The organism is Acetonema longum DSM 6540, assembly GCF_000219125.1.
Lineage (GTDB): Bacteria > Bacillota > Negativicutes > Sporomusales > Acetonemataceae > Acetonema > Acetonema longum.
The window spans coordinates 15,815-27,907 of the sequence record NZ_AFGF01000026.1; the positions used below are offsets into that span (position 1 = coordinate 15,815).

At 51.9% G+C, this 12,093-nt stretch carries 11 protein-coding genes; 1 reads left to right on the forward strand and 10 read right to left on the reverse strand.

The genetic code is table 11. From position 1 onward, the window contains the following. Nucleotides 1-23: 23 nt before the first annotated feature. Complete coding sequence (gene aroH / locus ALO_RS03910; RefSeq protein WP_413788493.1) at nt 24-398, forward strand: chorismate mutase; 375 nt, start codon at nt 24-26, stop codon at nt 396-398. 53 nt (nt 399-451) lie between these two features. Here aroH and ALO_RS03915 read toward each other — a convergent pair whose 3' ends face one another. The 10 genes from ALO_RS03915 to kdd form a co-directional block, all read right to left on the reverse strand. Further along, entirely contained in the window at nt 452-1,405 is a 954-nt protein-coding gene (locus ALO_RS03915; protein ID WP_004093152.1) for a LysO family transporter, read from the reverse strand. A gap of 144 nt (nt 1,406-1,549) precedes the next feature. Continuing rightward, entirely contained in the window at nt 1,550-2,812 is a 1,263-nt protein-coding gene (gene kamA / locus ALO_RS03920; RefSeq protein WP_004093154.1) for a lysine 2,3-aminomutase, read from the reverse strand. 36 nt (nt 2,813-2,848) lie between these two features. Beyond that, nucleotides 2,849-4,345, reverse strand: coding sequence for an amino acid permease (locus ALO_RS03925; RefSeq protein ID WP_004093155.1), 1,497 nt, complete (start codon nt 4,343-4,345; stop codon nt 2,849-2,851). Nucleotides 4,346-4,704: 359 nt separating this feature from the next. After that, nucleotides 4,705-5,520 carry a 3-keto-5-aminohexanoate cleavage enzyme gene (kce, locus tag ALO_RS03930; protein WP_004093165.1) on the reverse strand — a complete coding sequence of 272 codons (816 nt, stop codon included), beginning with the start codon at nt 5,518-5,520 and terminating at the stop codon, nt 4,705-4,707. Then, nucleotides 5,513-5,911, reverse strand: coding sequence for a 3-aminobutyryl-CoA ammonia lyase (gene kal, locus ALO_RS03935; RefSeq protein ID WP_004093167.1), 399 nt, complete (start codon nt 5,909-5,911; stop codon nt 5,513-5,515). The genes kce and kal overlap by 8 nt, the downstream gene beginning before the upstream one ends. 41 nt (nt 5,912-5,952) lie before the next feature. After that, entirely contained in the window at nt 5,953-6,705 is a 753-nt protein-coding gene (kamE, locus tag ALO_RS03940; protein ID WP_004093169.1) for a lysine 5,6-aminomutase subunit beta, read from the reverse strand. After that, the gene (gene kamD / locus ALO_RS03945) at nt 6,698-8,260 is read right to left on the reverse strand and encodes a lysine 5,6-aminomutase subunit alpha (RefSeq protein WP_004093173.1); all 1,563 of its coding nucleotides are present in this window, start codon (nt 8,258-8,260) and stop codon (nt 6,698-6,700) included. The genes kamE and kamD overlap by 8 nt, the downstream gene beginning before the upstream one ends. Then, on the reverse strand, nt 8,257-9,726 hold the full coding sequence (locus tag ALO_RS03950; RefSeq protein WP_004093177.1) for a sigma-54 interaction domain-containing protein: 1,470 nt from the start codon (nt 9,724-9,726) through the stop codon (nt 8,257-8,259). Before ALO_RS03950 ends, kamD begins: the two co-directional genes overlap by 4 nt. 18 nt (nt 9,727-9,744) lie before the next feature. Then, nucleotides 9,745-10,776, reverse strand: a complete 1,032-nt coding sequence (kamB, locus tag ALO_RS03955; protein WP_004093179.1) for a lysine 5,6-aminomutase reactivase subunit KamB — start codon at nt 10,774-10,776, stop codon at nt 9,745-9,747. Nucleotides 10,777-10,778: 2 nt separating this feature from the next. Then, a complete protein-coding gene (gene kdd / locus ALO_RS03960; protein WP_040292687.1) occupies nt 10,779-11,819 on the reverse strand; it encodes an L-erythro-3,5-diaminohexanoate dehydrogenase in 1,041 nt (346 codons plus the stop codon). Nucleotides 11,820-12,093: the final 274 nt, after the last annotated feature.

Sequence of the window (12,093 nt, forward strand, 5' to 3'; positions counted from 1 at the left end):
AGATACATAAAAAAACATACGAGGTGATCCATTTGTTACGCGGCGTTCGCGGCGCAACCACTGTTACGGCAAATGACCGGGAGGAAATCCTGGCCAATACCTTCTCTCTGCTAACGGATATGATTCAGACCAATGAGATCCTGCCGGAAGATATCGGCGCTGTGATTTTTTCCTCCACCCCCGATCTTAACAGCGCCTTTCCGGCCGCTGCCGCGCGAAAGCTGGGCTGGACCGCCGTGCCCCTGTTCGGCACCCAGGAAATTGATAATCCGGACGGGCTCCTTCTGTGCATCCGGGTGCTGATTCTCTGGAATACGGAAAAACCCCAGCACCAAATCCGGCATGTGTATTTAAAAGAAGCCGTAAAGCTGCGCCCTGATTTTTCCCCGGCAAACTAGAAGTCCGGAGACCATTGCAAAAGCCCCCCAGGGGGGGCTTTTGCAATGGTCTCCTAAAGGATACTGTGTAGGATTGGCAATATAAACGGTACCGCCAATGTTAATATAGTACCGGTAATGAATGTAATCAGACCTAATTCAGCTCCGACAAATTTAGTGATCGGCATCAGCGTCGTGTCCATATTGCCAGCGCCGCCGCTGGCAATCGGGCTGCCCTTGCTGATTTTGATCAGCAGCGGCAGCGTTACAATCGTTAAAAATTCTCGCATCACGTTGACGATGAACCCATAAGTCCCTGTTTCTATGCCATATACCTCGGTCATATACGCGCCCGTAAGGCTGTAATAGGACATGCCGCTTGCCGAAATGACCGCGGCTTCCAGCGGCACGCCCAGCGTCATTCCCGCCGCAAAGCCGCCCATCAGGCTGCCGGCAAGGATGGCAATTGATATATAAACCACTCTGAACCCCACAAGCTTTATATAGTGATAGACCTCTCTATTGCTGCCAATATTGATGCCCACCCCGATATACAGTAAAATCAAGATCCCAATGAGCATATGATCCAGGAAGCCAGTATCGGCTCCGGTGAAAAACCGGAATCCCAGTATAATCCCGGCGATGATACTTACCGGCATTGTCCAAACCAGGGCTGAGGCCGGCTTTTCTTTTTCCCCCGCAGCTCCTTCTTCGGCCGCTAAGCAAATATCCCCCAGGGATATTTGCTTTTGCAGTTCATCCAGGGGCAAAATCGTTCTTTCCAGCAGCACGACTCCCAAAATACTGAAAAAAACAGCGCACAGGGCAATCACCGCACAGTGGAGACCAATCTTGTCCAATTTAAGCATGACGGAATCGTTGGCTCCTATGTTCGCGCCGATGGTCAGCATTAACAAAACTAACACAACACTCGTTACAATGTCGACCTGCTTGAGAAAATGTTCGCCGGATTTTTTCCAGCCGATCAGGCCGCCGATCAACAAACCAATAAAGGGTACTAACGTCATGATTACCTCCGCACTCTCGGTGAAACGCCTTGGATGAACACCCGTCTGACCCATCCGTCCATGGAATGGATAGTGAAATAAGGCATGAAGCGAAGCCCCTGGAACCAGAGTCTTCGCTTCGTATCGCTTCCGCCGTTTACCGGGTTAAGCCGGCTGTACTTTATCCTTACCGGGTTCCGGCTTCACCGGCGCTTCCAGGGCGCAAGCTTCGCCGCTTAGCAGGGCTGTCAGTCCGATTTTGCTGTCCCGGTGATAGGTGCCGCATACTTCGCAGGGTTTTTCCGGATCAACCACATGCCGCGGTTCCGTATAGGTGGTGAATACGCCTTCATAGTTGCGCAGCACACACCTGCCTTCATTTTGCGAGACCAGGTACTGGGGCATGACCGGAATTTTGCCGCCGCCGCCCGGTGCGTCCACCACAAAAGTGGGTACGGCCAGACCTGAGGTATGGCCCCGCATGAATTCAATAGCCTGAATCCCTGCCGAAACGGATGTCCGGAAATGCTGGATGCCTCTGGACATATCGCACTGATAAATATAATAGGGTCTTACCCGCATGGTCAGCAGCTGCTGCATCAGTTTTTTCAACAATTGCGGGCAATCATTGACCCCCCTCAGCAGCACGGACTGATTGCCCAGAGATACACCGGCGTCGGCCAGTCGTTCGCAGGCTTCACGGGAAGCCGGAGTGATTTCTTTGGGATGATTAAAATGGACATTTACATATACCGGATGATATCGCTTCAAAATGTCACACAGAGCCGGCGTCACCCGCTGAGGCAGCACCACCGGGGTGCGCGAGCCGAACCGGATGATTTCCACATGCTTAATCCGGCGCAGCTCTTTCAATATATACTCGATCAGATCGTCGCTGATTAAGAAAGCATCGCCGCCCGACAGCACCACATCCCGGATAACCGGGGTTTCCCGGATATATTGGAGGCACCGGTCAATTTGCTGTTTAGTGCGGGCCTGGTCCAGAGCGCCGGCAAAACGCCGTCTGGTACAATGCCGGCAATACATGGAGCATTGGTCGGTCACCAGCAGCAGCACCCGGTCCGGGTAACGGTGGGTCAGGCCCGGCACTGGCGAGTCCGTATCTTCATGGAGGGGATCGTCCATGTCAAAACTGCCGATCTCCAGCTCCGCTGCGGTTGGCACAGCCTGCTTCCGGATGGGGCAGTTCGCGTCAGCCGGATCAATCAGCGAGGCGTAGTAAGGGGTAATCGCCATTCTTAAGGTTTCCAGACAATGATTGATTCCCTCTTCTTCCGCCGCTGTCAGAGGGATGACCTGTTTGAGTGTCTCAGGGGAGGTAATGCGGTTAGCGACATGCCACCGCCAGTCTTGCCATTCTTCTTCACGGACCTGATTCCACAGGGGAATATCACGGTAATGTCTCATGATTCTCCTCTCCCTAACATGAAATCTTGCTGATGCTTAATCCTCGTGACGGCTCAAATCCACCTGGTCCAGAGGAATCAGCTTGGTTTTCTTCGTATACTTATAACCGGCATATGCCAGCAAGAGCACCGGAATGCCAATATAAACCGAGAGGATGGTATACCAGTTCACCGACTCTTCCAAAAAGCCGTTGTAATTTTGACCGATAATGACGATCATGCACAGGACAAAGGCAAAGATCGGACCAAAGGGGAACCATTTAGCCACATATTTCAGTTCGCATAACTGATGCCCCTGGGCAAGAAACGCCCGTCGGAAACGATAGTGGCAGGCGGCGATCCCCAGCCAGACAATGAAGCCGATCATGCCGCTGATGTTCAACAGCCAAATATAAGCCGCCCCATCGCCGATGATCGCGGCAAAAAATGCCAACAAACCAAAGGCTACCGTGATATAGATCGCATTGACCGGAACGCCGCGGCTGTTGAGTTTGGCAAATAGCCGCGGCGCCTTGCCGGTCTTGGCCATGGAATACAGCATCCGCGAGGAAACATAGATGCCGGAATTACCGGCGGACAGAATGGAAGTCAGGATGACCGCATTCATCAGGGACGCAGCGGCGGTAAAGCCAGCCCGTTTAAACACGGTGGTGAAGGGACTGACTGCTACGTTGTGCAATTCATTCTGCAGCAGGTTTTCATCGGTATAGGGTAACACAAACCCGATCACTATCAAAGTGCCGATATAAAAAATCATAATGCGCCAAAATACCGTATTAATTGCTTTCGGCACGTTTTTTTCCGGGTCCGCGCTTTCACCGGCGGCAATGCCGACCATTTCCGTTCCCTGGAAAGAGTAGCCGGCGATCATAAAGATGCTCAAAATAGCGGCAAAACCGCCGACAAAAGGAGCATCGCCCACAGTCCAGTTGGCAAAGCCGGGAGATGTGCCGCCCACGCCCAAAATCAGCATGGTGCCGGCAAAGAGGAAGACCAGCACGGTAATGACCTTGATGCCGGCAAACCAAAATTCGCTTTCGCCGAAAGCCCTGGCCGACAGCACGTTAAGCAGGGTTAAACCCACCAGGAACACCGCGCTCCAATAAAATCCCGGAATATCCGGAAACCAAAACTTCATGACAATCGATGCCGCTACCAGTTCAGAGGCCAGCGTGACGGCCCAGTTCAGCCAATAGTTCCAGCCCATGGCAAAACCCCAGGCCGGGTCGACAAAGCGGGTGGCATACGCCTCAAACGAACCGCTGACCGGCAAATAGGTTGCCATTTCCCCCAGACTGGTCATCAAAAAATAGACCATGATTCCAATGAGACCGTAAGCTACCAGCGCTCCGCCGGGACCGGCGGTATTGATCGAGGCGCCGCTGGCCAGAAACAATCCGGTGCCGATAGCGCCGCCGATGGCGATCATACTCATATGGCGGGCTTGCAAGCTTCGCTTTAATTTGCCCGTCTCAGTGCTTACCGCAGCCCCATCGACCGTTACGTTTTTTTCCGTTTCTAAATTACTGCTCACACGATTCACTCCTTTTTTTACTGTAGCCGGGAAGAAATACTGTCCGACAGGAGGAGCTTTTTGTAAATTCTGTATATTTTCTTCAGGTTACTTGTCCCACTGGCATTTCACCCCACTTTAATTGATAGCGGTCATTATAAATCAGTTGCACATACCGTGCCAAAATATTGCCAGGTCTCCAGGCGGCATATATTCTCATATCGGATAAAGTCATAATAAAACCCTTCTCGCTGCTGCCCAAAAACCGGCGGAATAAAACTTATTTTCTGAATAATATCTACTATTCATCTGTCGCACAGGTAAGTGCTTAAAATTCGGCAACACGCTGAAAATTAGGCACCTCAATGTGCCTCGTGATACTAAATTTTCAATCCCAGAATCGCCCTTGCTTCATCCGGAGTCGCAACAGGGCGTCCCAATTCACCGGCAATCCTGGCGATACGCTCTACCAGTTGGGCATTGCTGTCGGCAAGGACCCCCCTGCTGTAATAAACATTATCTTCAAAGCCAACCCGCACATTTCCTCCCATAGCAATCGCCACTGTCGCCAAAGGCAGTTCGCTGCGGCCAATTCCTGCCACCGTCCAGGTGCAACCGGCCGGCAAAGAATCCACCAGATGAACCAGATGCCGCGGTTCGCCGGCGATACCGCCAGGTACGCCCATCACAAAATCAAAATGCAGCGGCAGACGTAAGATTCCTTGTTTTACCAGATTCAATGCTGTCTGGATCATACCGGCTTCAAACACTTCGATCTCGGGCTTAACGCTTCGTTTGACCATTTCTTTGGCAAACTCGGTGACCATTGGCATAGGATTGGAAAATATATCATCGCCAAAATTAACCGTACCGGTGGTCAGGGTGGCCATTTCCGGATTCAGTTCCAGTGGCTGCATGCGTTCAGCCGCCGTCATCCAGGCCGCGCCGCCGGTGGAGGTTTGGATAATGACATTGCTCTGCTTGCGAATCAGGGCCATGGTTTCCTGAAAGACCTCTTTGGACTGGGTCGCCTGGCCCTCGGCATCCCGCACATGGAGATGGATGATGGAGGCGCCTTTTTCCACACATCGCAATGCCGCGGCGGCAATTTCCACCGGCGTAAGGGGCAAATTGGGATTATCCTGCCGGGTTGCCTCCGCTCCTACGGGCGCCACAGTGATGATTAACTTATCCACGTTGTTCCCCCCTTTGTTTTTCCTTGGGAACCATGCAGGTACCGCTGGCTATGCAGACCACTACCGGCTCCGGCAGTACCGCAGCCGCCGAATCATGTTTACCGTTAGGGTCCAGGGCAATGACCTTGGTGGCCACAAACTCCATACGGCGAGATGTATTGCCCATCTTGACAATTTTACCGCGTGCTTCGATAAAATCCCCCGCATAGACCGGAGCCTTAAATTCCACGTTATCATAGGCCACAAACAATCCTTCGTCGCCGTCGCTGCGAATTAAAAGCTCGGTAGCCACATCGCCAAATAAATCCAGCATGTGGGACCCGTTAACCAGTCCTCCGGCATAATGGGCATCATGTTCACTCATGCGCAGCCGGATTAAGACTTCTTCCATACCCGACACACTTCTCACTCCTTTATCATACACCGTTATGATTATACCGCCGCTGCGGAATCCCTGAATTTTCCTTCCTGCACCAAAAACGAAGCAACGTGTTCGGCATAGGTGTTTGGGCCGAAACCGGCGTCATAGCCCAATTCCTTGGCTAATTCGTGGGTAATGCGCGGTCCTCCCACCACCAGGGTCAGTTTATCCCTCAGGCCTTCCGCTTCCAGCATATCCGCCAGCTTAGTCAAATTGGTGATATGAATATTTTTCTGGGTGACAACCTGGGAGATCAAAATAGCGTCGGCTCGGATTTCATAGGCTTTGCGGATCACTTCCTCGCAGGAAACCTGCGCCCCCATGTTAACGGCGTTGATTTCATGATAGCTTTCCAGGCCTTTATGCCCGTTGAACCCTTTCATGTTCATAATAGCGTCGATGCCCACGGTATGAGCATCGCTTTCAATGCAGGCCCCCAGGACGTTTAACTTCCGCTTCACATTGTCCTTAATATAATCGTCCACTTCCTGTTTCGATAATACTTTCAGGGCCACATCCGGGGCCACGATCTTGGTTATATCCACTCCCTGACGGCACTTTGCGTAAAGAATAAAGAAGCTGAAGGAATCACTGATGGCCGCGGCATGGACCACTGCCGGCTCGGTCATTCCCATATGCAGGACCAGCTGCCTAGCCGCCTCCTTGGTGGCATTATTCAAAGCCACCGGCAAGGTAAACGACAACTGCACCATGCCGTCGTCCAGGGTATCGCCATAAGGCTTGACATTGGTTAAATCAGTCATGGCTATTTCCTCCTTGCAGCATCAGCGGAATGAAGGGATTCAGATAACCGGGCTCCCGCTGAAAGACTCCTTCCAGACCTTTGCCGCCTTCGGGGGAACGACTGATGTCCGCGAAATAACCCTTGGACAAGGCTTCCATTAAGCCAATCGCGGCAATCTGTTCCAGCAGGCCCACCGTATTGTCCAGAACCTGTTTGGACCGCTGCACAATAAAGCCGTCCGGCCGGAAATCAATTTCATCGGCCATATCCCGCATAGTATTGAATACATACTTAGCTGATTCAATACTGAGAAAGCGGTCCTGGAGATGCGGCGTATGAATCGCCTCCGTCAGCATTCCCAATAGGTGAATCCCCTGGCCGGTCATGACGGAGCAGGCGTTAAACAGAGCATTTTGCACATGTCCCCGAAATATATTGCCGGTCATGTATTTGGTAGGCGGCATATATTTAATGGGACTATCAGGGAACACTTCCCGGATCAATTGTGCCTGGGCCAATTCATAGAGAAAGCCGTTGGTGACGCTGGGATCCACTTCAAAGGCATGACCCAGTCCCAGCTGGGCCGAATTCATGCCGCAGCGGAAGGCGAACTGCTCGTTGATCAGCTCGGAAGCCAATACGGTATGCGCGGCCTCAATGGCATCCGCCGTTGTTAGGTAATTGTCTTCCCCAGTATTGATGATGATACCGGCGTAGCCGTTAATCAAACGGGAAAAATACTGGTCGACAAAGGTGCGCTTCATGTTAATATCCCGGAAAATGATGCCGTACATGGAGTCGTTCAGCATCACATCCAGCCGCTCCATTGCACCCATCGCCGCAATCTCCGGCATACACAGGCCGGAACAATAATTAGTCAGGTAAATATAACGGTTAACTTCCCGGCTGACCTCATCCAATGCCTGGCGCAGAATACGAAAATTCTGCTGAGTGGCATACGTGCCGCCAAAGCCAGTAGTAGTAGCGCCGTAGGGAACGTAATCCAGCAGGCTCTGTCCGGTGGTGCGGATGACGGCGATAATATCCGCTCCCTGCCGCGCCGCCGCCTGGGCCTGAACCGCATCTTCGTAAACATTTCCCGTGGCCACTATGACATAAAGCATTGGTTCGGCCCCTTTGCCATGGCGGGCAATTAATTCCGTCCGTTCCTGCCGGCGGCTGCGGATTTTTGCCAGAGCCTCTTTCGCCATGCTTTCAGCCAGAGCGGCGATTTCCGCCACCGGTTTCTGGGGCAGCTGTTCCAAAGCCAGCCGGCCTTCGACCACTGCTGTTGCAATCTGCTGGGGCGACTGCTGAGTCTGGAGCATGGCGTTCACCAGCCAATAGATAACTCCTTGGCCTAAAGCTCCCGCTTTTTGCAGATAGGTTACCACTCCATTTACCAATGGTACATCCGCCCGGTCGACGCCGTCAACCCCCAGCAGCCGTAAGATAGCCCTTTCCACCGTCACGGTCGAATGGGCATTAATATGCCCTTGCACCTGTTCTGCGATCTTCCCGGCTAATTCACGTCCCCGGGCAATTTTTCCCTCGTCTAAATTAAGTTTTTTCAATGTGTCCGCTCCTTCCCATAAACGGAATCACTGCTTCTGACCCGGTCCATCAATCCGTGGACCTTTAGCTTATATTGAATCGTCTGGCGGGGAATGCCTAAATACAGTGCCGTGCGGGAAATGTTTCCTCCAGACCGCTCCAGCGCCTGGATCAGGGTGGCTCTTTCCACCTGTTTCAGGATAGCCGGCAGACTTTTGCCGGCATCCAGTCCGGACGCTCCGCCGTGGGGATTCCCGGCATATTGACGCAAGTGCTCCGGCAAATGTTCCACGGCAATCAGCGGCCCAGCCGCAATATTCATGGCATGCTCGATGGCATGCTGTAATTCCCTGACATTCCCCGGCCAGGTATATGTATCAAAAATCGCGCCGACTTCTTCACTGATGCCGTCCACCTGACAGCCAAGCCTGGCATTATACATATGGATAAAATGATCCACCAGACAGGGTATATCGCTTTTGCGCTCCCGCAGCGGCGCTATTCGCAGGGAAACCACATTGAGACGGTAGTACAGATCAATCCGCAGTTCCTTATTGCGCACCGCCTCTTCAGGATCCACATTAGTACAGGTGATGATCCGGGTGTCCACTTCTCTTACATGGGTATCACCCACCCGGCGCAGATTGCCGTCCTGGAGGACCCGCAGCAATTTTCCCTGCAGCTCCATGGGCATAGAATTGATTTCATCCAGGAACAACGTTCCGCCATCAGCCAATTCAAACAGGCCGGGGCGATTTTCCGCGCCGGTAAAGCTGCCTTTCACCGTGCCAAACAAAATACTTTCCAACAAAGTTGCGGGAAAAGCGGCGCAGTTCTGGGCAATAAAAGGTCCGTTCCTGCGGTTAGAGGCGTTGTGAATGGCCTGGACCACCAATTCCTTGCCTGCTCCCGTTTCTCCGGTCACCAGAACCGGCGAAGAACTGGCCGCGACCTTTTGCCCCATTACCTTTAGCCTAACGATGGCTTCATGACTGCCCATAATATCATTAAAGGTATACTGTGCAAATTGAGCTTCTTTTGCTTTGGATTTTTCCCGGTTGGCATTTTTCGTTCCCAGCAATTCCACCTGCAGATCCATGACTTGTTCCGACAGCTCTTTAATTTTGGTAATATCCCGCGACATATCACAGGCGCCAACCAGTTTGCCGTCCCGGTAAAGGGGTATAGTGGAATAATGAATGGTAATGATTCTGCCGTTTCTGCCTACGATAGTTTGCTGTTGATTCAGTATCGGCTTGCCGCTGGCCAAAACCTTCATGATACTGCTGGTTTCCAGAGTAAGAGAAGGGTAGACCTGCAGCACGTGTTTGCCGATCACATCAGACGGCTGCAAGCCTTCGACTTCGGCCGCCGTCTGGTTGTAAAAAATCGTTAGACCTTCGCAATCCACGATATGGATTCCCTGGTCCACCTGATTGAGCACCAAATCAAGACACCAGTCGTACCCCGCAAGCTGATTGTCCACAGCAGTTCTCCCCCTTTATCACAGCGGCACTTCTTTATATTTCGCCTCTCTCAAACAGTCGAATACCGGAACGGGTGCTAACGCCTTTCCCATTTCCTGCAATAATACTTCGGCATCAAACCCTTGGCCACCTGGATAAGTTGGATTTATTGTTACTCCTAATAAGCAAATCGGATGTACAGCTGTAAACCGTACCTGCCGGACCTGGAGCTGGCGCCATAAGGCAGCCGTGATAAACACTTTGCTGCCGTCCTGGACGATCACTGCCGGCGGCCGCCTCTGCCATAACAAGGCCTGGGCCAAACTGTCACTTACCGCCCCTTTGATAATCACCGCATCGCAGCCTGCATCAAACAGTTCGCTCCACTCCGCCGGCCGCAAAAGAGATGTATGCAGGGATACTTCCCGTACCGTATCAGCCAGTACCGTGATGACTTGGCCCTGATAGGTCCGGGCTATATTACGGTACATAGCTTCACAGGCTGGTAAAGTCAATTGAGTCACTCTGCTTTGGGCCAGAAAAATCAATTCCATTAAATCACGGCTAACCGTTGCGCCACAGGCCAGCAGTACCTGGCTGCTGATTAAAGGGTCAGCCGAACTCTGGCGGTCAAAAGCCCCGTCGATCAGAGTGCACCCAGCACCCAAAGCGGCAAAATAAGAGAGTAATTCCTTAACATCGCTGTTTTTGCTGGGACCTGCCAGTACCACTCTGTTGAAATCCCTTGCTCGCAGAATGAGTACTTTTCCCAAAGGAGTCGCCAGATCGGTATGCTGTAAAAGCTCCCACTCCCGGATATCAGCAATCATCTTTTCCGCCGTAGCCACAATCGTTCCTGGCTGCGCCTCTATCCGCGGCTTCTCCAGGTTGGTCAGGGCGTCAAATGTCTCGCCGTCGCGGCCAATGGAAGTCAGCCCAAAGACATAGCCCTCGTTATGCAGTATTTTTTGCAGATAATTCAGCGTCACCGTTTTTCCGACGTTTTTCGCCATTCCCACCACCGTGATCACGGCAGGCTGGATTGGAAAAACTTCATGCCAGGTAAGCATGCCTAAGCGTAAAGCTCCTCAAAGGTTTTCCTCAGGACGGCATTTTCTCTAACTGTCTGCAGGGCAATCGCCGCATGATCCCGACAATAGCCGTTGCCAACCAGCATGGTTACATCTTTGCCAATTCCTTCGGCTCCAAGGGCAGCACCGGTAAAACTGGTTGCCATGCTGAAGAAATACACCGTTGCCCGGTCTTTGGCCGACATGATCGAGCCCATTTCCGTACCGGGAATATTGACGCAGTTGATGATAACATCAGCCATTTCTCCTTTGGTAGCGTCTGAAACAGCCCGCATAACGGCCAAAGGATCGGTGGCATCTGCCTGAATTACGACATCAGCGTGGCCCATTTGCCGCATTCTGTCACAGCTGCCCCGGCTGGAGCCCAATCCGATGACCGTGCCGCTAATGCCGGCCCTTTTCTTCGCTTCATAGACGCAAAGCATGCCGGATTTACCGCCGCCGCCTATAACCAGTACGGTTTGTCCCGGCCGCACCAGATGAGCCGTCTGGGCCGGAGCGCCGGCAACGTCCAGGATGGCCAGGGCCAGTGAAGGTGACATGTCTGTCGGCAGAACAGCATAAATGCCGCTGCTGAATAAAACAGCCTGGGCTTCCACTTCAACCTGCTCTTTTTCCAAATGGATTTTCTTAATTTTATGGATCTTCAAAGGAGTCAGGGATAAAGATACTAATGTGGTAATCCGGTCGCCGACTTTAACCGGCGTTTTGCCGGCCCAGGCTGAACCGATTTTACTTACCGTACCCATGAGCATACCGCCGGAGCCTGTCACCGGATTATGGTGTTTGCCTCGTTTGGCCACAATATCCAGCATAATTTTTTCCATTTCAGCCGGATTTCCCTCAGCTTGCTTTTTGATTTGGGTAAAACTTGCCGCGTCAATATTCAGCGTATCTACCTCAATCAGTAATTCGTTATCGTAAATCTCCATCGAATTGTCAATCTTCCAGGCTGGTTGCGGTAAAATGCCTAGCGGCTCCAACGTCCTGTGCGTCCCATATTGGCATCCCTTTTTCTCCATAATAAATCCCTCCATTTTTTTAGTTGCATCCTGCGCTGTAGTTTTTTCCGCATCAGTTATATCCATGTTGCAATTTTCATTCCAATCTGTGAATCCGTGCTCCCATCATATCTGCAGGATAAAAAAGCTTAGAAAAATTGAATCACTGCCAAAAATTCGGCACATCAGCATGTTCAATCTTCAGAATAGACCGTAAATTCACTGCCTATTTTTCGGCATTCACTGCCTATTTTCCGGCGCTAAATTAGTGAGATAGACGTCAGACTATTCACTG

Bases quoted from the DNA above. Each gene is read 5' to 3' on its own strand.
- ALO_RS03915 (WP_004093152.1), bottom strand. From the start codon at position 1,405: ATGACGTTAGTACCCTTTATTGGTTTGTTGATCGGCGGCCTGATCGGC.
- kamA (WP_004093154.1), bottom strand. From the start codon at position 2,812: ATGAGACATTACCGTGATATTCCCCTGTGGAATCAGGTCCGTGAAGAA.
- kal (WP_004093167.1), bottom strand. From the start codon at position 5,911: ATGGAAGAAGTCTTAATCCGGCTGCGCATGAGTGAACATGATGCCCAT.
- kamE (WP_004093169.1), bottom strand. From the start codon at position 6,705: ATGACTGATTTAACCAATGTCAAGCCTTATGGCGATACCCTGGACGAC.
- kamB (WP_004093179.1), bottom strand. From the start codon at position 10,776: ATGCTTACCTGGCATGAAGTTTTTCCAATCCAGCCTGCCGTGATCACG.
- kdd (WP_040292687.1), bottom strand. From the start codon at position 11,819: ATGGAGAAAAAGGGATGCCAATATGGGACGCACAGGACGTTGGAGCCG.